This window comes from Spiroplasma endosymbiont of Dilophus febrilis (assembly GCF_964030685.1).
Taxonomy (GTDB): domain Bacteria; phylum Bacillota_I; class Bacilli_A; order Mycoplasmatales; family Nriv7; genus Nriv7.
Genome location: NZ_OZ034912.1, coordinates 275,635 through 302,056, shown reverse-complemented (window position 1 = coordinate 302,056; position 26,422 = coordinate 275,635). Strand labels below are relative to the sequence as shown.

Genomic DNA, 26,422 nt, shown 5'->3' with positions numbered 1-26,422 from the left:
AAATAAAATGTTTACAAAAAAATTTTGCAAAAATGATTTTTTAAGATTTTAAGTAAACCTTTTATTTAATAATGAGTGAGGTGTAAAAATTCATGACAACAAATCAAAAAAAGAAACTAAATAACAAAATTGAAATCTTCAATGAAAATCAAACATCTAACAAAAATAATGAAATTATTATTGATGATATTAGAAATACTAAAGTATTTGCCCTTGGTGGCTTAGAAGAAGTTGGTAAAAATACTTATTGTATTGAACATGATGATGAAATCATCATTATTGACGCTGGTGTTAAATTTCCCGAAGGAATATTATTAGGAATTGATGCTATTATTCCTGACTATACATATTTAAAAGAAAATGCTAAAAAAGTAAAAGCAATATTTATTACTCACGGTCATGAGGACCATATTGGTGGTATTCCTTATCTTTTAAAAGAAATTGATATTCCTTTTATTTATGCACCAAGACTAGCTGCTGCCTTAATTCGTGAACGATTAAAAGAGTTTAATATTGGTCAAAAAACCAAAATTATTGAAATTGATGGTAGCAATGAAGATCAAAATAAAATGAAAGGTCTGCTAAAAAACTTTCAACTGAAATATTTTGCTGTTAATCATTCAATTCCTGATGCTTTTGGCATTGCTATTAATACTCCTAATGGTAAAGTCGTTACCACTGGTGATTATAAATTTGATTGAACACCATTAGGTCATAAAGCAGATTTAGAAGAAATGGCAAAAATGGGGCAAACGGGTGTTACCTTATTTTTATCAGACTCAACTAATTCTGAAATTGAAGGTTATACAATGACCGAAACAAAAATTATTAAAAATATTAGTGATTACTTTTTAAAAGCTAAAGGACGAATCTTAATTTCTACTTTTGCTTCTAATGTCCACCGCATTCAACAAATTATTGAAGTAGCACAAAAATATAATCGCAAAATTTTAATTTTTGGTCGCAGTTTAGAACGAATTATTAAAATTATTCGTGAAATGGGACATTTAAAGATTTCTGACAAACAATTTATTAAACCTCACGAAACTGATCAATATCATAAAGATGAAATTTTAATTATTTGTACGGGTTCCCAAGGAGAACCAATGGCAGCACTTTCACGGATTTCAACTGGAACTCATAAAGCAATTTCTATTATTCCTGGTGATACCGTTATCTTTTCTTCTAGTCCTATCCCCGGAAATCAAGCTAGTGTTGAAATGGTTGTTAACCGCTTATCACGGTTAGGGGCTAATGTCTTAGAAAACTCCTCATTTAATTCTTTACATACATCAGGACACGCTTCACAAGAAGAACAAAAACTAATGCTAACCTTAATTAAACCAACATACTTTATGCCAATGCACGGTGATTATCGCATGTTAAAAGCACACGGACAAACTGCAGAAAGCGTTGGCGTTGCTAAAGAAAATATCTTTATTTGTGCCAATGGTGACCAAATTAATCTTTACAAAGGTAAAGCTATTCTTGGAAAAAGAATTGAAACTAGTGCAATTTATGTTGACGGTAAAGATACTTCTGGTTTAACAACAAGAATAACTCGTGATCGCCAAATTCTTGCTAATGATGGTTTAATTGCTGTTGTTGTTTCCATTAATAGTCAGACTAATGAATTACTATGTAATCCAACAATTATCTCTCGTGGCTCATTTTATGTTAAAGATTCCAGTGCTCTTATTGCAGAATCAATTAACATTGTAACAAAGGCAATTAAAAAGGTATTAGCTAGTAACCATCCTACTTTTGGAGCAATCAAAAAAGAAATTAAAGAAACCCTAAGTCCTTATATTTCAAAAATAAAACGAAGAAATCCTTTAATAATTCCTGTAATTTTAAACAAAAAATAAAAAAATTTACTTAAGGTTTACTTAAGTAAATTTTTTTATATTATATTATTATTGTCTCTACATTAACTCTCTAAACCATATCAAAAAATACCATCTTTGATAATATTTAAAGTAAAAAAACCAACTTCTAATTGAGCAGAAGCATTACTTAACCCCGAATGTCCTCGATAAGCACCCTGTGTTTTCTTTGGATTCCATTGAACCAATATTTTAGTTTCATCAGTCAAAGGCTTAAAGACAGAACTTGAAAAGCGACTTTCTAGCAATAATTTTTTATTATACTCTTCAATTGTATCTTGAAAAATCTTATGCATTTTTTTACTTGTATTAAAAACCTTATTGTCTTCACCACCATTAGTTAAGTTCACATATTTTTTTCATACAGATGGAGGAACTATCAGATATACAGAATCGTTATGAGAACCTCGAAATTTATTCTTTTCAGAAAAAACTTTTGAAAAATAATACACCAAAACTTCACTAATATTCAATAATTGTGTCTCAAATGATGCTTTAGAAACTTTAATCTTATTATCTTTTAATTCAATTCTCTGCAATGGTAATTCAAAATAAGTAGCATTTCAAAAAGTAAAATCAAAACTTCCCAATAAAATTTCTCTATTATCCAGTGCGCTAACAAAATCAGAATTATGTTTCTGAAATTCTCTATCTTTAGTAATAAAATCACTTATTTTAGTATTCATTTCTACACCATTAGAAATTTTCAAAAATTCCAAATATTCCTTAGAACTTGTTGTTGAATTTAAAGAATTTATTAATAGATTTCTTTTTAAACCCGTATTAGAAATACTTAATTTTTCTTCATTATTACTATTAATTTGGTTTAAGATTTGCTTTTTTATATTTGTTTCACTTAAAGCTTGAAAATTTATTTTTTCTAAATCAAAGGTAACATTCTCTTTAATATGTTTTTGTACTAACGCCGTTAACTCAGTAATCCTATTCGTAAAAGCTTTTTCATCCTGTGTTAAATAAATATCAAGATAAATATTATGTGTGGCTTGACCTTGCTTTAAAGCCAAATCAAGTTCAATTGATAATTGTAGTTTATAAACATAATGCTTATTATTATCTTCAGATTGACTATTTAAACTATTTGATTTCTTATTTTTTAAATCGCCAAGAACTCTAATCATTTGGTCAAAAGATACTTTTGTTACTATAAATCTAGACTTATCTTTACTAAAACTTGTCGGAGTGTTTATATTTGCAAAATAAATCATTTTTTCTTTAAGTTTCCTGTTAATAGAACTAATTAAATCATTTTGCAATATTCGCAAAATCTGTTCACTAATTTGCTCATTATTTTCTAAATACACAGCGAAATTTTCAACTTGTGCTTTATTAACTAATGGATTCATAGTACTTTTAATTTGGGAATCATTTAACCCTAAACTATTAGCAGTATAAATTTTTTCTTGATGTTTATTCATTACTTCTTTATCAATTAAATTTTTGGCCTGAACAAGGGGATTTACTATAGCATTTTCTTCAGAACTTTCAGATATATCATCATTATTTTTACTGCAAGCAACTACACTTAAAACAGGAATAGCAGTTAACAACATTGTAATCAAATTTTTTAAGATATTTCTCATCTTACCACCTTTCTACTCTTTTATTAATTTATAATATTCTCTAATTCTATATATTATATTCTTAATTATATTTTATTTTCATTTTATTTCAATATTTATCATATTAGAAATTAATTCCTTCTTAAAAAAATCCCTTCTTTTTTTAAGAAGGGACTTTCTTTAAAATGTAAATATAAACAATGAATCACTACCCACAATTATAGTTTTTATAAGAGTAATTTTTCTAATGCGTTCATATTCTTGCTCATTTAAATAATCTTCTGCTAACAGTAAAATATCTTTTCGCATTAACTCATAAAAATAAACTCATAAAGTTCATCCTAAAATTAGCACCACTAAACTAGTATATCCAATCGTACTACTAATTAAATTAAGATTTGTAATACTAATTAAATCTTGTGAATAAAACTGCAAAAATAAAATTATCATTCCAAAATAGCATAATAATGCAAAAATAAACATAAAATTTGCTAGATGAATAAAAAATACATACCTTTTACCATTTTGTTTTCATTTTATTTTTGCAACATAAGTTAAACAATTATAAATATGAAAAATACTATCGTTATAATAATCACTAGTTTTAATATTAACTTCTTGTTTATAATATTTAACATTAAAATAACGCATCGTTACTTTAGTTATTTTAATTTTAAAATGATATTTTTCTTGACGAAAAATAGCTTCTAAATATTCACCACCATCACGATTTTTACTATTACCTTTTTTAATAAAAGAAAATATCAATCACAATAAAGATAAAATCATATAAGCAACAAAAATAATCCCTAATAAAAAACTAATAAGAATAAATAAAGCTTGATTAACAATTTCTAAATGATTTCACATAAATTACTACTCCACAATTAAACTTTTATTATTCATATTAACAACATTCAAATTTTTCTTATTCATATTAATAACATACAAGTCATAAACATTAGTTACTAACATTGCAATTGTCATTGGCCCAATACCACCAGGAACTGGAGTAATATAACTAACTTTTTCTTTAACCGTATCAAACTTAATATCACCACAAATCCGATTTGTTTCCAAATCACGAACAATAGCCACATCAACTACAATCGCATTAGCTTTAACCATTGTTTCATCAATTAAATTAGCAACACCAACAGCACTAATAACAATATCACTACCAATCGTATGCTTTTTTAAATCAACAGTATTTTCATTACATAATGTAACTGTTGCCCCTAAATGATGCAACATAATAGCCAAAGGTTTACCAACAAGATTACTTGTCCCCACCATTGTAACCGTTTTTTTAAAAACATCAATATTATATGCTTCTAACAGTTTAATTACTCCTAATGGGGTACAAGGAGCAATCGTTTTTAACCCTTGAAATAACTTACCTGCATTAATATAATGTAAACCATCAGCATCTTTACGAGCATTAATATGATCTAAAATCCGATTTTTATTAAGATGTTTAGGTAATGGTAACTGCACCAAAATCGCATCAACCGTATCATCATTATTTACTTTATTAATTACGGTTAATAAATCCTGCTCACTAACATTTTCATTAAAAGTTTTTAAACTAACTTGAATTTCTAACTTTTCACAAACTTTTATTTTGTGATTAACATATACTTTTGATGCTTCTTCTGTTCCCACCAAAAATACTACTAAATGCGGTTTTCGTAAATTTTTTTCTAAATAATTACTAATATTGTTTTTCAAATTATTTTGAATCTCATTAGCAATCGCTTTTCCATCCATTATAACTGCCATTATATTTTCTCCTAACCAATAGGCACATCTTGTTCTAAATATGCAAATCGTTCAATTTCATTTTTTCTTGCTGCTAATAATAAAGTATTTGATACTCCTAATTGACCAATAAACATTAAACTAATTAAAAATAATTTACTGATAACACCATAATCAGAAAAACTTAGGCCAAAATCAGGAATCATTGTTAAACCTGCCGTTCCAAATGCCGATGAAGATATAAACAAAGCCTCAACAATCGGCACCTGCACATTTTCGCTAATAATAATTAAAGACGCCAAAAAGACAATTAAAATTGCCATAATAAAAACTGCTGTTGCGCGTTTTGCTGTCTCATTAGGAACTTTAGCTTTAAACATATTAATATTATTTTTTCGTGTCGCACTAGCAATAATACTCACCATAACTAATGCTAGCGTTGTCGTCCTAATTCCACCACCAGTAGAACTAGGTGACGCTCCAATTCACATCAAAATCGAAAAAATAAACTTTGAGGGCGATTTAAAATAACTAATATCAATCGTACTATATCCAGCACTTCTTGTTGAAAAAGTATTAAAAATAATCGCCATTAAAGTTTCAGCATTAGTATTAGTAACATTTCTAATACCACCATTAATAAAAGTATTACTAAGCTTTGTTGGCACAAAATATTCAACCAAAATTACTGCTAAAATACCAATAAAAGAAATTGAAAAATAGTATATCACACTTATTTTAGTAAATAATGAAAAATTAACTTTAATACCACGATAACGCGCCACTGACTTTTGCTTTAAATCATAAAAAACAGGATAACCAATACCACCAATAATCAGTTGAACTAAAAAAACTACTTGAACAAAATATTGTGTCCGATAGGGACTTAAAGAATTAGGACCAATAATATCAAAACCAGCATTATTAGTTGCTGAAACCGAATGAAAAATCCCTGATCAAAAACTACTACCAAAATTTCGATAAGTAACATTAAAATTCTTAGTAATTAATTGTTGCAAATAATCATTATCAATTATTTGTAAAAACCCTACAACATTATTATTATATTTATTAGTAACACCATTAATAATTCGTGCTAATTCATTAGGAAATTCCTTGCCCGCAGTAACAAAATTTTCTCAATCAGAAACCTTAGTAATTAACATTTCTTTAAATTTATCTGGCGTGTTAAACGATTTTCCTAATAGTTCAATAATTGAATTAATTGATTGTGATTTTAAAGAATCTAAATAATCAATCGGTGTAAAATAAAAATAAAAAAATAACATCACGCCACCAGTAATTTCCACAATTGCTAAAACATAAAAAGCATTTTTAATTAACTGGACAGTACCCCCAAGTTTAGTATTACCTCTTTCTGATTGCAAAAGCATTCTTTCTTCAATACTAATATTTTTTCCAATTACAATAAACAAAATAATCTTTAAAGTCATAATTCCAATACCACCAATTTGAATTAGCAACAATAAAACAATTTGACCAAAAAAAGTTAAGTCTTTAGCTGGCGATATTAAACTTAATCCAGTATCAGAAAATGCACTTGAAGCAGTAAACAATGCTGTTAAAAAATCTCATTGATAAGTCTTACTAACAGCTCAAGGCGTCATTAATAAAATTGTTCCCACCAAAACAGCATATAAATAATTTCGCAAAATTTTCTTATTAACAGTATTACCAATAAAAATATTTTTAAAAACTTGACCAAGTTTTTTAAATCAAGTAAGATATTTTTTATTATTAGAAAATTTATCAATATCTTTCATTCTGACCCTCGCGATGCCGATTACTTGTTTATTGCCCAATTATACTATACTTAGATTATTATTTTAAGATAAAATATAGTATAATTTTGTGGTAATAGTTTCAAATATATAAGAGGTGTTAAATAATGGCAGCAAAAGAATTTTGTATAATTGGTTTAGGTAATTTCGGCACAGCAGTTGCAGAAACATTAGCATCAATGAACCACAATGTCATTGTTATTGATCAAGATAATAGTAAAATCAGAAAAATTACGGGAAATTTTGCTAACATTAACGGCTACGAATTAGATGCCACTGACTTAGAAGCATTAGAAAGTATTGGAATTAAAAATATTAATGACATTATTATTGCTATCGGTAGCAATATTCAATCATCAGTTCTAGTAGCTGTTAACCTAAAAGAATTAGAAACCAGCAATATCATTGCTAAAGCTATTAATAATCCTCATGAAAAGATTTTACGAGCAATTGGGATTAATCAAATTGTCAAACCCGATATTTCCTCAGGAAGACAAACTGCCCTAAAAGCCCTATGAGGTCTAGAAGTTGACATTAAAGATGTTGATGGTGAATTTAGCATTAGTTTAGTTGAAGCCACAAATAAAATTATCTTAGGAAAACCCCTTGAAGAAATCAAACTAATTAACAACAAAAGAGTTAACATTATTCACATTAAACACAACAAAAAAATTATCTTGCCCGATGCCGATACCATTCTTAGCTACGGCGACGAAGTTCTATTCATTGCTAAAAACAAATACATCCAAGAAATTCACGAATACATTACGGGAGCAAAAGAAACCGAAGATATTTAAAAAAACAGCACATTGTGCTGTTTTTTTGTAAACTTAATTATTTACTAATATTTTCAGAAATTATTTCTTCAATAATCTTTTGTCCTATTTCAGGATTAACTTGTCCCTTAGTAACTTTCATTAAGTGTCCCATATAAAACTTTAACACTCTCTCAGGACGAGAAGGATAATCTTTCAATATTTGTAAGTTTTCCAAAATAAACGGTTTAATTAAACTCCTAATTATCTTTTCATCATTTATTTGTTGTAAGTTAAGTTGCTTAATACTCTGCTCAACACTCACATTATTTTCTAGCAAATGTAATAATAATGTCTTGGCTTGTCTTTGCGATATTTCCTTTCGTTGTAAAATATCAACTATCTGGGCCAAATTAATCGGTGTTAACTGAGTATCTAATAAAGAAGCATCTTTTTGTTTCAAATAAGCACTAATATCACCAATAAGCATATTTAACACCAAACGATAATATTTAGTATGTTCAATTGTCTTTTCAAAAAAATTAGTTAATTCAATATCTTGTAACAAAACATTAACTTCATTAATATGCAAACCATATGTTTCTACATAACGAATTTGTTTTTGGGGATACGATTCTGGACTAGTATTAATAATCTCTTCAATTCAATGCTGTTCTAAACTAATCGGAACTATATTTGGTTCGGGAAAATACTTATAATCAACCGTTGACTCTTTAGAACGCATTAAAATTGTTGTTTTTGTTTTTTCATCAAATCTGCGTGTTTCATTACTCTTTAAAGGTGTTCCTTGATTAATTAAATTAGTTTGTCGTTTAATTTCAAATTCAATCGCTCTTTTAACATTATTTAAAGAATTTAAATTTTTAACTTCCACGCGTTTAAAAAAATCCTTACTTTCTATCGGTCGTAAAGAAATATTAATATCACAACGAAATGAACCTTCACTCATTTTAGCATTACTAACCCCTAAATGTAATAATGTCTTACGCAATGTTTCAATATAATTAATTGCCGTCTCAACATCATAAATAACAGGTTCACTAACAATCTCAATTAAACCAATTCCCGCCCGATTATAATCTAACAAAGTAATATTATCTAAATGAATTTGTTTAGCGGTATCTTCTTCTAAATGCAACCGCGTAATCAAAATATCTTGTTGCATATTGTTAGTAGCAATCGTTAATTTACCATTACTACCAATCGGATTATTTTGTTGGGTTATTTGATATCCTTTAGGCAAATCCGGATAAAAATAATTCTTACGATCAAATGATAATACTGGATTAATCTTCATATTTAACGCTTGACACGCTCTAATAGCTAATACTACTGCTTGTTTATTAATAGAAGGTAAACTTCCCGGATAACCCAAATCAATTTCATTTACTTGACTATTAGGAATACTAGCAAATGTCACCGGACTATTAGAAAACATCTTTGTTTTTGTTTTTAACTCAATATGAATTTCAATTCCAATAACAGGTTGTAATTTCATTATTTATTTTTCCTTTCGATGATGACAAGAATTTTCAAAGTTAATAATTTTTTCAATTCCATAAGCAACATTTAACGCCTTTTGATCAGCAAATGGTAAACAATTAATTGTCATTCCAAATGGCAATTCATTTACTAAACCAATAGGAATTGTGATTGAAGGCGCACCCGAAAAATTAGCTAATAACAACGCATCATTTGTTAAGTTATTAACATCACTTAACTCTAATTTATGATTAATAGTTTTCTCAATTGTCGGAGCATCACCACCAGCTGCTGGCAATAACAGTCCATCATAATCAGTAAAAATTTTTTCAAAATGATCAACAATTTTTCGTCGCACCTTTTTTGCTTGCAAAAATAATTCCTGTTGATTTGCTTGTGCCAAAGCATATGCCCCAATAACATATCTTCTTTTAACTGTCTTTCCCAATACACTACGACTTTTAATCATAATATTTTGATAAGAATCATCATCTTTACTAATTCGTTTCCCAAAATTAATTGCTGTTAAATTACTTTGCGAACTAGTAGCTTCCGCAAACGAAATAACCATATAAACTGGTAATAATGCCTTTAATAAATCAAGGGGAAAATCAATATCTTCAATAAGTAAACCTTGCTCTTTTAATTTACTAATTACCGAAGACCACAAAACTCCCGTTAACGGTCGCAAACCATCATTAACCGATTTAATAGTCGCCAAACGATATTTTTTAATATCAAGACTAAGATTTTGCAAATAATCTTTTTCCTTTGCTTGCTGACTAGTCAAATCATTCGCATCAAACTTAACTGTCGCATCCATAACAATTGCACAATCACGAACAGTATTAGCAAGTACACCAACAGTATCTAAAGACGGTGCATAGGGAAATAACCCATAGCGAGAAATAAGCCCATAAGTTGGTTTAATACCAACAATCCCTGTATACGATGCTGGTTTTCTAATTGAATCACCCGTATCGCTTGCCAAGGCAAACGGAACAACACCCAAAGCAACCAACGCCGCACTTCCTGATGAACTCCCCCCTGTAATATGATTTTTATTTCACGGATTATAAACAAAACCCGTAAAACTATCCAAACCAGTACCACCCATTCCTAATTCATCAAGTGTTGCTTTAGCAATATTAACAGCTTGATAATCATTAATATCTTTAACTACTTTACTATCAAATGTCGGCACAAAATTTTCCAAAATTTTTGTTCCCCCACTAGTTACAATGTTCTTAGTTGCTAAATTATCTTTAACCGCATAAGGTATAGCAAATAAATAATTATCTTCAGGAATTGGCATTGATTCCAAATGCTTAGCAATGACCATCGCTTCTTCTTCTAATAATTTAACAACACCATTATAATGTTCATATTTTTTTGCCTTAGCAATCGCATCACGAACAATTTTAATTGGTGATGTTTTCTTCTGTAATAATTGTTGATGCAATAATTCAATTGTCATTTTCATCATTATTCAACCACCCTATTAATAACAATATAATCATCTTTTACTTCTCACGCATTTTGCAAAACAAGGGATTGTTCATTAATCATTACATTATCATCTTCGCGTAATAAATGTTGCGAATTTAAAAATGGATAATGCATTGGTTCATACCCTTCCACATCAATTGTCTGTACTAACTTCATTTGTTCTAAAACAATATAAAACTCTTCTGCTAATAACTTATACTCTTCTTCTTCCAACTCTAGCATTAAATTATTAGTAATTTCTCGTAATAATTCCGAAGTAATATTTTCCACTACTACTTACACTCCTTCTTTTAATTGCTCATACTCTGCTATTGTTAAAATTTTAACATTAAATTTTTTAGCACTTTCTAATTTACTGCCAGCATTACTACCAACTAATAAATAGTCAGTATTTTTACTAACTGTATTAGTAATATTAGCATTTAATCCTTGTAATTCTTCAACATAATAACTTCTTGGTTTTGCGAATGTGCCCGTAATCACAACCGTTTTATGAAAAAAGGGATTATTTTCATTATCATTTGCTATGGGAAAATATTTCATATTAACACCATAAATTTTTAAATCATTAATTAATTGTAAATTTTCTTGATGTGAAAATCAATCAATCAAGCTTTCAATAATGACCGCACCAATATCATAAATCATTTCTAACTGCTCACTTTTAGCTTTAAGTAAATTATCAATATCTTCATAATGTTTTGCTAACTGTAAAGCAGTTTTCTCACCAATATGACGAATCCCTAAACCAAATAACAAATGTTGCAACGACTTCATTTTTGAACGATTAATTGCCTTAATCATATTATTAAATGATTTTTCACCAAAATTATCTAAAGCAATAATATCTTGTTTTCGATTTTCCAATAAATATAAATCACTAACTTTTTTTAATCAACCTAATTGATACAACCGAATAATTATTTTCTCACTAACACCACTAATATCCATTGCTCTTCTTGAACAATAATGTATTAATGACCGAACAATTCTTTGCGAACAATTAATATTAATACAATACTGATCAACTTCTAAAACAGCATTTTCTAATTTACTATTACAATTTGGACAATATTCAATTAATTTTCAAGGTTCATTTCCTTCTTTTCTTAACTTTAAAACGGGATTAATAACTTCAGGAATAATATCACCAGCTTTTTTAATTAATACAACATCACCAATCCGAATATCACGATTAATAATATAATCAGCATTATGCAATGTTGCTGCCTTAACAACTGTTCCTTGTAAATTTACTGGTTCAAGTTTAGCATTATATGTTACTTTACCCGTTCTTCCAATTGATGCAAAGATATCTAGTAATTTAGTCGTTACCACAATACCAGCATATTTGTATGCTATTGCTCATTTAGGACTTTTACTTGTTTGTCCAATAATATTATATAATGATAAATCATTAATTTTAATTACAATACCATCAGTATCATAATCTAATTGTTTTCTTTTAAGGTCATATTCTTTTATATATTCTCATACTTCATTAATACTATTGCATAAACGATATTCATTATTAATTGGAAAATCTAATTTTTTTAATGTCACTAAAACTTCCTCTTGGGTTTTCATCCCATTTTCTTGACCATTAACATAATAATATAAAAAAACTTTTAAATTACGACTTGCCGTAATGTTTGCATCTAATTGGCGTAAACTACCTGCAGCAGCATTACGCGGATTAGCAAATACTGGCATTTTTTCTTTATAACGCAATTCATTTAAATCATTAAAATCACTTTTAGCTAAAAATACTTCACCCCGCACTAACAACTTATTTACTAATTTAATTTTTTGTGGGATATTAGCAATTGTTTTAACATTATCAGTAACATTTTCACCAGTAATACCATCACCTCTAGTGGCTGCTGATATTAAAAAACCATTATCATACTGCAACGAAACCGACAAACCATCAATTTTTAATTCACAAAGATATTCAATACTTTCTTGACCAGTTAAAGATTTTATCTGATTATCAAAACTAATTAAATCTTCTTCGGTAAAAGCATTATTTAAACTTAACATTGGATAATTATGCTGAACTTTATTAAAACCATAAGCTACTTTGCCACTAACAGATTGTGTTGGTGAATTTTTGCTTAAAAACTGCGGAAAATCATTTTCTAATTGTTGTAAACTCCTCATCTTCGCATCATAGTATTCATCACTAACTGATGGTTTATTTTCTAAATAATACTCATTATTTCACTGCTCAATTAATTTTCTTAACCGCAAAATTTCCTTTTTTGCTAATTTTTCATTCATTCGAGCCACCCCATAATATTTCACCATTAAATTATAACATATATTAATTATGACTAATTACTTCATAATTTAATAAGGTCGCGTTTAGTTTTCTTAGGTATTTTTTAAAAAAGAAAAAATAGTCATTTACTATAAATTATTTCAATATGCAAATTAAGTATATATTTCTTATGTATGATTTTTGTTGTAAAAAATTATTTTAATGTTGTTTTTATAAGCATTTTACTTAGTTTTTATAACCTTTTATTAAGAATATGTTTGTTAATATTAAATATTTTGTTTTATTAATTATTTTTCAAGTAAAAAGGTAATAAATTTTTAGTTGCTTTTCTTTCAAAATTATTCAAATCTTTACCCACCTAACAAAACTTTATGCGCCCATTTAATAAATTAAACTCTAACTAGTAATAAATAAAAAGTCAATCAATAAATAATTGATTGACTTTTTAACATATTATAACTTTGTTTCTTGAACCGTTTCTTGTTGTTCATCTAATAGCACTTCTTGGTTATTTTGATGAATTTCTACAGTAGTAGTAGTTGGAACTACAATTTCATCTAACTCAACTTCTTCAACCTTAACTTCTTCAATAGTATTATCTTGTTCTTCTATGCTAGTTGCTTTAACTGCTTTTTTACGCTTTACAAGTAAACGATCAAGACTTCATATCACCACAAACACTAATTCTATTCCTAAGAAAATCATCGCAATAAAACCGATAATACCTCAAGCACCTAATAAATCCATATTATATATCTCCCTTTTTATATAAGTAAATACGCAACAATATTTAATAACAACAAAAACATATAAAAAAGTAAAACTTTGAACTAATTATATATTATTTCAACTCCATAGGAGGTGTTCAAACATCCTTATCTTTTTTTAAAAATTTTTCATTAAACAGCAACAATATTAACCCAATAAGCACTGGAACTAAAAAGAGATAATATTCTCATTGCGTCGCGCCCAAATACAAATCTTTAATTTGCATATCTAAAATATTAGATTGAATAATACCAAAATCACAATTAGTAACTTTATATAAACCAAAAATTGCTAAAGAAAGCAATGGCGTTCATAACAACATCGCCAATTGAGCAGCAATTCCATAAGAACCATTTAAAATTTTAATACTGCGAAAAAATAAAATTCGCCCAATTGCAATCGCAAAACTAGAAATGATAATAAATAAAAATGTTAACCCCTTCAATTCACCAAAAATTCTAAATTGAACTCAGCCTTCATAACCATAACCGCCACCTATTACCGAAACTATTGGTAAAACAAAAATTAACATTATCCACGATGAACTAAACGCTTTTAAAATTAATGCATCCTTCTCATTAATTTTATTTTTAGACTTACTCATTGCAAAATGAAGAATCGTTGATTCAATAGCATATAAAATCGCCGTTAACAATGACAAAATTATTGCCCAAGTAGCTTTTACTCACGGTTGAATATCACTAGGGTCAGGACTTAATATTGTTTTATTAAACTCAGTAATAATTTGTCAAATAACCAAACCAATAACCGCTAAAGATGTTAAAAGTAACCCAGCCCAAGCAATAAAAGATAATCTTTCTTCTAATAATAACCTTGATAATAAAGCCGTAAAAATTGGAGCAATATTTACTAACACTGTTGCCGTAGCACTCATTTGCGCTGCCAATTGAATTGATAAAATATACAATACTTGCGCAATCGGACCACCAAAAATACCAGCAATAATTACAATCATTCCTAACATACTTTTAGTATTTTTCCAAATTTGTTTTAAAAACTTTAATGGTTTATTAGTAAGACAAACAACTAAAATTCAAGAAACAAATTCTTGCACTGTTGCTAAAATAAAACTATTTAATGCTCGCGTATCTAAAAAAATAATTAATAATGGTGCTAATGAATACATAAAAGCTGAAATAACACCAATTCCTGTACCCGTGAGTAACTCTTGCTTCGTAAAATGAACATTAAGTTTTTGTAAACTCATTTTTTTCTCCTTAAATTAATTTTTACCTGTTAATGTATAAACTGCTTGTTGCTCATTTTTACTATTTGTTCGCTGATTATCTTTTCATTTATCTTCGGCTTCAATACTATGAACTTTAATTTTATTGGGATCATTAAAAGCGATCAATTCATCTTTTGTATAAAAATCATCTTTATTTTTCAATTGTTTTTTTAAACGAACAATAATCCAATTAGTTAATGAACTTCGTGATAATATCGCCATTAACTGCAAAGGTTCAGTAATCGCTGCTAATAACATAATCCCCGGAACAGAAATAACAAGAATTAACATAAATAATTTTATGATTCCTTTAATTCCCAATTGTGACGATAATTGTTCATAGTTAGCAAATTGATAATAAGGATTAGAAAAAATTAATTTATAAGCAATAACAATTGAAAAAATCATTGGAATAACAATAATTGCCAAATTCTTTCATCAAAACCGAGCATTACTATTATATGTTAAATACTTCCAAGTATAACTACTACTATAAATTCAACGATAAAATAACCCAAAAGTTGTTGATAATACTAAAGCATAAATTGTTAACTGTGCATCTTTTAAATAATATGTAAAAACTGACCCTAAAATTAAACTAATAATCAAACTAATAACCACTTGTATATAAGCATGCTTCGTAGTTTCACGATGTCTTCCCGCACCATAAATTAAAATACTCGCCGGTTCACTTATCATTAATAATGCTGAATTAATAGCAAAAATTAACGATAAATGTGGGGTATCAAAAATCGTCTTAATCGCAATATTCTCAAACTCTGGATTACTAGAACTTCTAACAGTTGCTAGCATTTGAACCTTCAATTCACCATATAAGCCATTAACAAAATATGGTGACATAATAAATTGCACAACAAACATAAAAGCAGCCACCATATAAGCAAACAATTCAAATTTAACAAATGTATTCCAACGAATTCTTCCTTGATAAGAAATTCATGTACCAAAAAAGTCTTTAAACGAAGTAATAAATAATAACATAATTACTCTCATATTTATCGCCACCGTCATATATATGGAATACGCCGACGCTGTACGAAAACCAATAAATAAAGCAATTAAAACAAAATCAATATTATTAAAAATTGCTACCGCATAACTTTTAACCGCAACATAGTTACTCTCTTGCAATAATTTATCATTTTTAGTTCACTCTTTAGTTTGCAATCATGGATATTTTAATTTCACATAAATATAAATTAAAATTGACTTAATAATTCCATGAAAAATATAAACTAAAAATGGTAAATAAGCATTGGGATTACCATTTCTAGCACTAATCCACATTCACAAAATAACACCTGTAAAAACTAATAAATCACAAGTTAAATGCACAATCCGATTAAAATAATTACCATTATCAGCTTGAATTAAATTTTCATAAGCACCAACAATGAAAAATGAAATTAAATTTTTTAATGATAACGATATGATAATAATTCATAATTGTCAAAATGGCATCACTTGAATAACATCATCAGTAATAGTTTCACTAACATTATTTCAATAAGCATATAAAGAAAACCCTAAACCTAAAAAAATAACTAATGATAAATAAATTATCCCCGTTTTAATATAATTATTTTTAATCGTACCCACAATATCATTAACAGTAATTCAATCTTTCTTTGCTAAGGGATGATACAAATAAAAAATTCCCATAATTCCTAAACTACTCTCAGCCAAACCAATAGTAAATGAAATTGCCATAATAGTTCGTACTAATCCATTCATTTTCGCCCCATAATATTTAATTATTAAATAAATAAGAACAAACTGAAAAACTGAACCTAAAAATGTTCCAATAATTCCTAACAGTGTATTAAAAAAACTTTTGCTTGTTGAATACATTGGCCATTCCCCTTCAATTTAAATCATTTTATCACAAACTTAATTAATTTTTCTGCTATTTATTTCTAATATCTTATCAATATCTGATAAAACAAATTGTTTATTATTTAAATAATCCAAAGGAACCGGTAAATTTTTAAACTCTAACTTATAAGCAAAAAGCATAATGCGATCATTTAAATTATATTTAGAACCATATTTAATGTCACCCACAATCGGTGTTTTTAAATACTCACAAGATGCTCTAATTTGATGTTTTCTTCCCGTAATCAGTTGGATCTCGTATCAACTAAACTTTAATACTTTTTTAAACATTTTAAACTTCGTTACTGCTACTTTACAATTTGGCAATTCTAATTTAGGACTAAATACCATTTTTCCTTGCATAATATCTTGAAATATATAACCTTTAACAACTAATGGTAATTCCTTATTAGTAGCTAATAATGCTAAATATTTTTTAGTAATATTATTTTGATTTCAAAATTGATGAAAAATATTTAAAGCAATTTTCTTTTTCGCATAAATTACTAAGCCTCTTGTTAACTTATCTAAACGATGTACATGACTAATAGTAAAAGAATAACTGTTATTAATTTGCAAATACTTACGAACTGCTAAATCTAAACAATCACCCACGGGATGATGAATTAAAACATTATGGGGTTTATCAACAATTAAAATATATTCGTCTTCATAAATAATTGTCAAAACAATTTGACTAGCAAATTGTTTTTCTACTTCATCTTTAAAAGTTAAATTATCTAAAACAATAATCGTATCATTAGGTTTTAAATAATACTTTAAATCACTAATAACTTCACCATTTAATTTTATCTTTTTTAAACGAAATAACTTATAAATTAGTCGTAAAGGAACAGTATTAAAAGTTTTACGCATAAATTTAATAATTGTTTGATGAGCATCATTTTCTTCAATAACAAATTGTACCATCCTAAGTCGCAACCAAAACTGTATAACTAATCAAGTTATTTATTAAATGAATTACAAATGAATATGTTACATTCTCACGACTAAAAATAAATAGTAATGACAACAACAAAGAAAAACCTAAATAACTAAAAATATTTTGAATATCGCCAGCCAAGCGGACATGCATTCAAGCAAAGTAAAAAGAAGAAATAAAAAATCCCAATCAACGATATCTTGATAGCATAAAAATACTATGCCTAGTTGCTAATTCTTCCAATAATGGTGCTGTAATAACAACCATAATAAATAAACCAATCTTGCCACTAATAGTACTTAAAGATTTTTCAATTTCAGTTTGATTAGCAGATTTCTTAGTACCAATAGCATCATTAATAAACTTAAAAACAGTAGTAACTTGAAAAATAATTAACAAAGAAATAATAATCACAATAGCAACTAATAGCACATTATAAAGTAATGTATTACCAATCTTACTTGCTAACTGCTTACTAAAAAACAAAATTATAAAAATTGTTACTAATCCAGTAATGCTTTGTATAAAAGAACTAAGAGCATAACCAGCATTCGTAAGTTCAATTTTATTACCAACTTGCTCATAAAATAATGGCGATGTTTTAATAAAAATAGCAAATAAAATCGTACTAACTGTTTGGGAAGCTACAAATAAATAAATTGCTCAAGCACCACTATTAATAAATTTTTTTGCATCTTCAACCATTAATCATCCAAAACTAAAACCATACGAAACTAAATTAAGAATTAAAAATAAAAAAATATAGTTATTATTATTTAAAACATAAATCCGAAGTAAATCAAAAATTATTGGAAGAGCAAAAACTGTTATGAGAAATAAACAAGTACTAACTTTAGAAAACAGTTTATAATTATAAACCTGTAAATCATCAACAAAAGTTTTTGGAATTTGATACTGTGGACGATATCATTTGCACGACTTTAATTGTTGGGAATGCGAAAAACTTTCAGAACTCATCTTTAAACCTTACTCCATTTTTACTTTCTTATACAATTATTATACATTTATATAGTATATGTGTATATAATTAATTTATTAAAAGGAGGAAATTATAAATGTTTCAAAGAAAAGAACTAAATTATTCGTTAGGTGCTCTAGAACCAATTATATCTAAAGAAACCATGGATTATCATTACAACAAACATCACAAAGCATATGAAGATGGTTTAAATAATACTCTTGCAAAATTAGAAAATAACAATCAACCTACCGATCTAAATCAATTAATGCGCGACTATTTAACCTTACCAAATGAATGCCATGTTGGTATTCGCCAATTTGGTGGCGGATTAATTAACCACAATTTCTTTTTTAGTATCCTAGCCAAAGACAAACCAATTAGTAATGGTAAATTAAAAACTCTTATTGAAGAAACCTACGGGTCAATGGAAAAATGACAAGAAAAAATGCGTGACGCCGCCTTACAAGTCTTTGGTAGTGGTTGAACATGATTATTAATTGATCGTAATGGCAAATTAAAAATTTTTAACACCTTTAACCAAGATAATCCTTGATTTTTAAAATCCTATCCTTTAATCGGTATTGATGTTTGAGAACATGCCTATTATATTGACTATCGTAACGACCGTAAAACTTATGTAACTAAATTTTTTGACATTATTAACTGAGAAGAAGTTGAAAAACTATATGACACTTATTTAAAAAATAATTCTAAATAATACTAATTTTAATAAAAAAGATGAATTCATTGAATTCATCTTTTTTATTAAATAATTTATTGAATTATTGCAATAACTTCACCAGCTTTAACAGCACCTAATTTAATATTAGTAATTTTTTTACCTTTTAAACTATCAGGTAAAAAAATTAACGGCGATTGATTTGATTTAATCTCACCAGCAATTTCACTTCAATTAACAACTGCTAATAATTCATTAGCCTTTACTTTTTGACCTTGTTTAACTTTTGGTTCAAACCCCCTACCTTTTAAATTAACCGTATCTAAACCAATGTGTAGTAAACATTCTACTTTTGTTCGATGTTGAATTCCATAAGCATGATTCGTAGGAAATATTGAAGTTATCGTACCTGCAAACGGTGCATAAAACTCATTAGCAGCAGGAATTAATGCGACACCATCACCTAACATCTTTTCATTAAACACCTCATCATCAACATCAGTAATATTAATTGCTTCACCATCTACTGGTGATAAAATTTCAATTTGCTTTTTTTTAAAAAAATTACCAAAACTAAACATTTAATTATTTTCCTTTCATATATTATATATATCTTTAATTATATGTGAAAAAATCACTTTTGTCATTAAAACAAAAGTGATATATCCCATCATCTTACCTTAATAATTTATTTTATAATATTAAATCCAACATTATAACTAAGACCTGTTGCTAAATAATGCTTCTGCATTTTATTACTTCACAAATACACATCTAAATAACTAGTTAAGGGCCGATCAACATATAAATCAAATGAACTAATTAAAACTGCTGTTAAATCCACATTACTAGCTCTTCATTTAATTTTCTTAACTTCAAGATCAACCCTTCACCGAATATCTAACTGATTATCAATAAATCTTCTAACATCATTAAGAATTTTGTAATAATAATATTTAGCATCCGTTAAAGAAAAATTATATGGTTGTTTTTGTTGTTCAGAAATATTAAAATCTTTTTTAAAAGTATTAACAGTTCAATTAAAAATCAACGATTTTGAAAAAATAAAATCTTCTAAGATAAATTTAATATTCTGTTCTCATTGTTCTTCATCAACTGTTTTATTGGTAATAAGATTTAAAGCATCAACAGATTTTTCTTCTTTACTTTTAATATTATTAATAGTACCTAAATTGCTTGTAGCTCCTATTGATAAACTCGAAATAATTAATAACTTAGTTAACTTATCATTCATCATTTAATAATCAATCCTTTCAGCTTCTTTCTCTTATTAAAACATATTAATTTTTAAATTCAACTGAAAAAAGAGTGAATTTAATTTTTTTTAAATTCACTCTTAATTAATTACTATTTACTACTAAATATTTATTACTTTTTACTATTTTCTGCGGAAGAAGAGCGATACAAAATTTCCTTAATTTTATTTTTTCAAATATCTGATTGACCACCAAAAACTACAGCCACTTGCTTCTTACCACTCTTTTTAATAGGCTTAGTACTTAAAATTTCTAATTCGCCAGCAGCAACTTTATTCATATCAACGACTTGCACTCGCAATCTTGAAGCACAAGCATCAATATTTTCAATATTTTCTGCTCCGCCCAAAGCAGCTAATATTTTTTCTGCTGTAACAATTCCTTTTCCAGATTTCTTATCTTTAAGTTTTTCTTTTTCATCATTAATAATATTATCTTCTATTGGCGACATATTCTTAGATTGACTTTTTGCTGCTTGATAATCTTTTTTTGTAAATAAATGAATCTGCCCATCAACAGCTTCTCTTCCCGGAATTTTAATATTAAATCGTAAAATCAAGAAATAAAATAAGAAGAAATAAATCGCTGCATAGGCTGCACCAACAATTGGTACAACTCATCAATTAGTTGTTTGACCACTAAAACTTGGAACAATTCCATAAATAATTCAGTCTAATACTCCACCAGAGAAAGTCATTCCAATTTTTACTTGTAAAACATTCATTAACATAAATGATATTCCCGCTAATGGCACATGAATCCCATAAAATAACCACGGGGCCACAAATAAGAAACTAAATTCTAACGGTTCAGTAATTCCTGTTAAGAAACTGGTTAATCCAGCAGAAACATATACTCCTAATGCTGTATTTCGATTTTCCTTAGGTACCGTCAATGCCATTGCTGCTGCTGCTGCTGGCAATCCAAACATCATAAAGGGAAACTTACCTGCTTGGAATCGTCCTAGTCGTAATCCCCGACCTCACATATCTTGCAATGTTAATTTTCCATCAGCAATAACTGCCATAAATCCTGTTTGGTCACCAACAGCTGTTAAAGTTAATGGATTAGCTACATCCCCAGTACTAGCAAAGTCACTAATCGCTCCACCAGCACCAGATCATCACAATGGTGCATAAAACACATGATGCAATCCAAAAGGAATTAATGACCGTTCAATTAATCCAAAAAATAATGAATCTAATCCCACAGGTAATGTTCCCGATGAACGCCCAAATCAATTAAATGCTGCCCCAACTGGCGGTCATATTAAAATAAAAATAAACGCCAAGGGAATAACAGCAAAGAATACCACAATTGGGACAAATTTTACGCCACTAAAAAAACTAATGTAAGAAGCTGTTAGATAAAAGCGATTGTAAAGAAAAGCAACTAACGCCCCAACAATAATTCCTCCAAATACTCCTGAATTTAGTGTTGGTCCAATACCTAAAATTGATGTCGTTAATTTATTATCAACTGCTAAATCACCTTTTCAAAATCATAAATTATAGTTAATCGGCGTTTCACTTGATGATATTACTTGATAAAAAGTATCATCAATTGGTTTTCCGCCCAATGTTCCTCCTAATAATTTACTAAATTCAGCAGTTAATTTTGGTATTAAATCTTTTCCCGTATATAATTCCTTTAATGAAACTACAATCTTCTGATCTTTACCCGCATCATCAACATATGCTAAAACATAGTTATAGTTTATTACCCCTTGATTCATAAAGACAGCAATTACAACAACAAAAATTAGAAAACCAATTAATGCGGTTAAACCTGCAACTCCCGCATCATTAGTAAAAGCAATTGCAACTGAAATTGCAAATAATACTGGTAAATTAGCAAATGGGACATCACCCATCATTTTTAAAAATGTACCAAAAGTTTCTCAGGCTTCTGCATCAGCATTTTTAGCAAGTGTTTCAATTGTTGCTCCAATTCCTAAAAATAATCCCGCAATTGGTAACAACGCAATCGGCAACATAAATGCTTTAGATAATTTTTGAAGAACACCTTGACTTTTTTCTTTAAAGTTACTCCAAAAACTGCCTAAAGACTGTTTAAATCCAAGCTTTGACGACATATAAACCGTTCCTTTTCTAAAAAATTTTTTTATTTTAAAATTCAAGCAATAACCTCCACTCTATTTTTAATAACTAAATTAAATATTATTTAGTTAATTTAAGAAATTATTACAATCTCTTTAAACTAAATATATCAATAATAACTATGAAATTTTTATCGTTTTAGCAACTGAAATTTCTAAATCTTCTGGTGTATCAATATCTCATTGGTCATCTTCACTTAATATATAAGGAGCAATAACAATTTTATTTTTTAAAGCACTAGCAATAAGAATATCCACCATTTGATATTGAGAAATCTCATTTTTAGCAAACTTAATTTGCAATTGTTCTCTAATCGCCTTTGCTCATCGTTCATCTAACAATGACCATTCACCTAATAATAGCTTATGCATATTATTACTTTTTTCATAACCAATAATATTATTGTCATTACCTATATTATACACTCAATCAATCTTTTTAGTTACTCGTTTAACGGCACACATAATTGGTTTTGCTGTTAAATTCATAAAAAAATTTCGCCCCATTACCATATCACCACTAATAATAATTGTATTATCTTGTAAGTAATCTTTAACTAAATAACCAGCATAGGCACTAGAACCATTTTCATATTGCGCATTATGAACAAGCTTAACTTGCACATACTTATCAACTAAATATAAAAAATCTTGATGACGATAACCAGTAATAACAATAATTTCATTAACTTTAGCCACTAATAAATTAGTTATTATTTTTTCAATTAAAATTTCACCATTAATATTTAATAATGATTTATGTTGATGATTTAATTTTAATCTTCTGCCAACTCCGGCCGCAAAAATAATCGCTCGCTTAATCATCGTGTTTATCCACTACTTTAGTAACAAAGTTAATAATTTTATTCATTACAAATATTGTTTGTTTAATTTCATATTGATATAAAATTTTTTGTAAATAGTCATCATTTTGAATAATTTTTAAAATTTCTTCTTGTGATAAATTCGGCACAACATTTAATTTTCCTCGTAATTTACCATTAACCTGAATAATAACAACAACTTCATCTTTCACTAAATACTTAGCATCATATTCAGGTCATTTTTGAACAGCAACACTACTTTCTTGGGCTAATATTAATCATAATTCTTCTGCTAAATGCACAGCAAATAAACTTAACATTTTGATAAATCCTAAAAAATAAGGTAAATAAATTTGCTTTGTTTTATAACAAGCATTAACAAAAACCATTAATGATGATAACGCCGTATTAAAAGCTAAATTTTCCAAATCAGTAGTTACTTTAAACACTGTTTGATGATAAATTTTATCCATTTGACCATCATTATTTTTAATAATTCAAGCAAGATGTTCAGTTACTAAACGATAAATCCGATCTAATCATCTCCTTGTACCATCAATACCTTGAATATTTCATGGCATTGATGCTGTTAATGGTCCCATAAACATCTCATAAACGCGTAAAGCATCAGCACCATGCGTCATAATGATATCATCGGGATTGACACCATTATCTTTTGATTTTGACATCTTTTCACCATCAACACCTAAAATCATTCCTTGATTAACAAGTTTCATAAAAGGTTCAGGTGTCGGAACAACTTTTAAATCATACAATACTTGATGTCAAAATCGAGCATATAGTAAATGCAACACCGCATGTTCTTGACCACCAACATACAAATCAACTGGTAATCATTGTTCCAATAATTTAAACGCGGTTTTACTATTTAAGGGAATAAAACTACCATCATCTTGTTTCAAAATATATGCTAAATAATATCAACAACTACCTGCTCATTGTGGCATTGTATTTGTATCTCTTTTGCCTTTAACACCATCATTTCTAGTAACATTAACAAAATCAACCATATTTGCCAACGGCGACTGACCATTAACTGTTGAAACAATATTATCTGTTAATGGTAACATTACCGGTAAATCTAACTCATCAACTAAACCAGCGGTACCATCATCTCAAAAAATAATTGGAAACGGTTCACCTCAATATCTTTGGCGCGAAAACAATCAATCGCGTAATTTATAAGTTGTATGTTTTTTAGCGATTGCTTTTGCTTCCAAAACATTAATAATTTTACTAATGGCTTGTTCATTATTTAGTCCATTCAAAAACTGAGAATTAATATGAATACCATCACCAGTTATTGGCATTTTCATATTATCATTTTCAATAACAATCTTTATTGGTAAATTATATTTTAATGCTAAATGATAATCTTCAGCACTATGTGCGGGAACACACATTATTGCTCCTGTTCCATAATGATATAACACATAATCAGCAACTCAAATCGGAACTAATTCATTTGTTAACGGATGCAACGCATAACTACCCGTAAATACCCCTTGTTTATCATTATTTAACTCTTGGCGTTCTAAATCAGTTTTCATTTTAACTTCTGATAAATACTCATTCATTTGTTGCTCATTATTCTTAATAGTAAGCGAAACTACTAATGGATGCTCTGGTGCTAAAATAATAGCACTAACACCAAAAATCGTATCCAACCTTGTAGTAAAAACTGAAATTTTTTCTAATGAATTTTGAATTTTAAAATCCACTAATGCCCCTAATCGTTCACCAATTCAATTTCTTTGTAATTCTTTAACGGAATTAGGTCAATCTAAATCATCTAATCCTTTTAATAGTCTTGAAGCGTAATTAGTTATTTTTAAAACTCATTGCTGCATTGGTTTTTTAATAACCGGATAATGACCTCTTTCAGAAACCATTTTTCCTTCAATAACTAAAACCTCTTCATTAGCTAAAACTGTTCCTAATTTTTCACATCAATTAACATCACTTCATTTTAATTGAACTAAACCTTTTTTATAAATTTGTGAAAATATTCATTGTGTTCATTGATAATAATTAGGGTCAGTAGTATTTATTTCTTTATTATAATCATAAGAAAAACCTAAGCGTTGCAATTGATGACGAAAATTATTAATATTTTCCAAAGTAAAACTTACAGGATTATTTTTTGTTTTTAAAGCATACTGTTCAGCTGGTAAACCAAACGCATCTCAACCAATAGGATGCAAAACAGCATAACCTTGCATCTTACGAAATCGTGCCATTACATCAGTAGCAATATAACCTTTTAAATGACCAACATGTAATCCAGCACCAGATGGATATGGAAACATATCAAGAATATAAGTTTTTTTAGTTGCCATATTACTAGGCGTCTTAAATATTTGCTGATTTTTTCAATACTCTTGTCACTTTTTTTCTAAAGCACGATGTGAATAAATCATAATGTATCCTTTCTTATCATATATGTTTTAACTAAATATTCTCAATACAGAAATTAAGGAAGCGATAAACCCAAGAGTAAACATACATCCACATAAAAAGAAAATATTTTTCTTAATAAAAAATCACAATGTATCCTTATAAACAACTTTTGAAAAATATTTTG

Annotated in this window: 21 protein-coding genes; 3 read left to right on the top strand and 18 right to left on the bottom strand. The window is 28.0% G+C overall.

Annotated elements, in window-relative coordinates; translation table 4 throughout:
• The first annotated feature begins 92 nt into the window (after nt 1-92).
• A complete protein-coding gene (locus tag AAHF53_RS01415; RefSeq protein WP_342189987.1) occupies nt 93-1,868 on the top strand; it encodes a ribonuclease J in 1,776 nt (591 codons plus the stop codon).
• Nucleotides 1,869-1,930: 62 nt separating this feature from the next.
• Here the strand turns inward: AAHF53_RS01415 and AAHF53_RS01410 are convergent, their stop codons facing one another.
• The 4 genes from AAHF53_RS01410 to AAHF53_RS01395 all read right to left on the bottom strand — a co-directional run bounded on the left by AAHF53_RS01410 (nt 1,931) and on the right by AAHF53_RS01395 (nt 7,011).
• A complete protein-coding gene (locus AAHF53_RS01410) occupies nt 1,931-3,487 on the bottom strand; it encodes a hypothetical protein (protein ID WP_342189986.1) in 1,557 nt (518 codons plus the stop codon).
• A 159-nt stretch (nt 3,488-3,646) separates the two neighbouring features.
• The gene (locus AAHF53_RS01405; protein ID WP_338967356.1) at nt 3,647-4,336 is read right to left on the bottom strand and encodes a hypothetical protein; all 690 of its coding nucleotides are present in this window, start codon (nt 4,334-4,336) and stop codon (nt 3,647-3,649) included.
• A 6-nt stretch (nt 4,337-4,342) separates the two neighbouring features.
• Entirely contained in the window at nt 4,343-5,248 is a 906-nt protein-coding gene (locus AAHF53_RS01400) for a bifunctional 5,10-methylenetetrahydrofolate dehydrogenase/5,10-methenyltetrahydrofolate cyclohydrolase (protein ID WP_338967357.1), read from the bottom strand.
• An 11-nt stretch (nt 5,249-5,259) separates the two neighbouring features.
• Entirely contained in the window at nt 5,260-7,011 is a 1,752-nt protein-coding gene (locus tag AAHF53_RS01395) for a TrkH family potassium uptake protein (protein WP_342189985.1), read from the bottom strand.
• 125 nt (nt 7,012-7,136) lie between these two features.
• Between AAHF53_RS01395 and AAHF53_RS01390 the strand changes: the two genes are divergently transcribed.
• Nucleotides 7,137-7,826, top strand: a complete 690-nt coding sequence (locus tag AAHF53_RS01390) for a TrkA family potassium uptake protein (protein WP_338967455.1) — start codon at nt 7,137-7,139, stop codon at nt 7,824-7,826.
• Nucleotides 7,827-7,863: 37 nt separating this feature from the next.
• Here AAHF53_RS01390 and gatB read toward each other — a convergent pair whose 3' ends face one another.
• The 9 genes from gatB to AAHF53_RS01345 all read right to left on the bottom strand — a co-directional run bounded on the left by gatB (nt 7,864) and on the right by AAHF53_RS01345 (nt 18,914).
• Nucleotides 7,864-9,306 carry an Asp-tRNA(Asn)/Glu-tRNA(Gln) amidotransferase subunit GatB gene (gene gatB, locus AAHF53_RS01385; protein ID WP_375315774.1) on the bottom strand — a complete coding sequence of 481 codons (1,443 nt, stop codon included), beginning with the start codon at nt 9,304-9,306 and terminating at the stop codon, nt 7,864-7,866.
• Nucleotides 9,307-10,773 (bottom strand): amidase family protein, encoded by a 1,467-nt coding sequence (locus AAHF53_RS01380; protein ID WP_342189983.1) that lies wholly within the window; start codon nt 10,771-10,773, stop codon nt 9,307-9,309.
• Nucleotides 10,773-11,066 carry an Asp-tRNA(Asn)/Glu-tRNA(Gln) amidotransferase subunit GatC gene (locus AAHF53_RS01375; protein ID WP_338967449.1) on the bottom strand — a complete coding sequence of 98 codons (294 nt, stop codon included), beginning with the start codon at nt 11,064-11,066 and terminating at the stop codon, nt 10,773-10,775. The genes AAHF53_RS01380 and AAHF53_RS01375 overlap by 1 nt, the downstream gene beginning before the upstream one ends.
• 6 nt (nt 11,067-11,072) lie before the next feature.
• Nucleotides 11,073-13,106, bottom strand: a complete 2,034-nt coding sequence (gene ligA, locus AAHF53_RS01370) for an NAD-dependent DNA ligase LigA (RefSeq protein ID WP_342189982.1) — start codon at nt 13,104-13,106, stop codon at nt 11,073-11,075.
• A 427-nt stretch (nt 13,107-13,533) separates the two neighbouring features.
• A complete protein-coding gene (locus AAHF53_RS01365; protein WP_342189981.1) occupies nt 13,534-13,761 on the bottom strand; it encodes a hypothetical protein in 228 nt (75 codons plus the stop codon).
• A 160-nt stretch (nt 13,762-13,921) separates the two neighbouring features.
• A complete protein-coding gene (locus tag AAHF53_RS01360) occupies nt 13,922-15,076 on the bottom strand; it encodes an EamA family transporter (protein WP_342189980.1) in 1,155 nt (384 codons plus the stop codon).
• A 15-nt stretch (nt 15,077-15,091) separates the two neighbouring features.
• Nucleotides 15,092-16,969, bottom strand: coding sequence for a hypothetical protein (locus tag AAHF53_RS01355; protein ID WP_338967424.1), 1,878 nt, complete (start codon nt 16,967-16,969; stop codon nt 15,092-15,094).
• 39 nt (nt 16,970-17,008) lie between these two features.
• Nucleotides 17,009-17,923: an RluA family pseudouridine synthase gene (locus AAHF53_RS01350; protein ID WP_342189979.1), complete on the bottom strand. Its 915-nt coding sequence runs from the start codon at nt 17,921-17,923 to the stop codon at nt 17,009-17,011.
• A 1-nt stretch (nt 17,924) separates the two neighbouring features.
• On the bottom strand, nt 17,925-18,914 hold the full coding sequence (locus AAHF53_RS01345) for a CPBP family glutamic-type intramembrane protease (RefSeq protein WP_342189978.1): 990 nt from the start codon (nt 18,912-18,914) through the stop codon (nt 17,925-17,927).
• Nucleotides 18,915-19,012: 98 nt separating this feature from the next.
• On the opposite strand from AAHF53_RS01345, the gene AAHF53_RS01340 reads away from it, so the two are divergent.
• The gene (locus tag AAHF53_RS01340; protein WP_342189977.1) at nt 19,013-19,636 is read left to right on the top strand and encodes a superoxide dismutase; all 624 of its coding nucleotides are present in this window, start codon (nt 19,013-19,015) and stop codon (nt 19,634-19,636) included.
• A 56-nt stretch (nt 19,637-19,692) separates the two neighbouring features.
• Here the strand turns inward: AAHF53_RS01340 and AAHF53_RS01335 are convergent, their stop codons facing one another.
• The 5 genes from AAHF53_RS01335 to leuS form a co-directional block, all read right to left on the bottom strand.
• Nucleotides 19,693-20,178: a PTS glucose transporter subunit IIA gene (locus AAHF53_RS01335; protein WP_342189976.1), complete on the bottom strand. Its 486-nt coding sequence runs from the start codon at nt 20,176-20,178 to the stop codon at nt 19,693-19,695.
• A gap of 107 nt (nt 20,179-20,285) precedes the next feature.
• Nucleotides 20,286-20,855 (bottom strand): hypothetical protein, encoded by a 570-nt coding sequence (locus tag AAHF53_RS01330; protein ID WP_342189975.1) that lies wholly within the window; start codon nt 20,853-20,855, stop codon nt 20,286-20,288.
• Between the two features lie 131 nt (nt 20,856-20,986).
• Nucleotides 20,987-22,969 (bottom strand): PTS transporter subunit EIIC, encoded by a 1,983-nt coding sequence (locus AAHF53_RS01325; protein WP_342189974.1) that lies wholly within the window; start codon nt 22,967-22,969, stop codon nt 20,987-20,989.
• A gap of 144 nt (nt 22,970-23,113) precedes the next feature.
• Complete coding sequence (locus AAHF53_RS01320; protein WP_338967483.1) at nt 23,114-23,818, bottom strand: NTP transferase domain-containing protein; 705 nt, start codon at nt 23,816-23,818, stop codon at nt 23,114-23,116.
• Nucleotides 23,811-26,258: a leucine--tRNA ligase gene (gene leuS, locus AAHF53_RS01315; protein ID WP_342189973.1), complete on the bottom strand. Its 2,448-nt coding sequence runs from the start codon at nt 26,256-26,258 to the stop codon at nt 23,811-23,813. The genes AAHF53_RS01320 and leuS overlap by 8 nt, the downstream gene beginning before the upstream one ends.
• Nucleotides 26,259-26,422 lie beyond the last annotated feature (164 nt).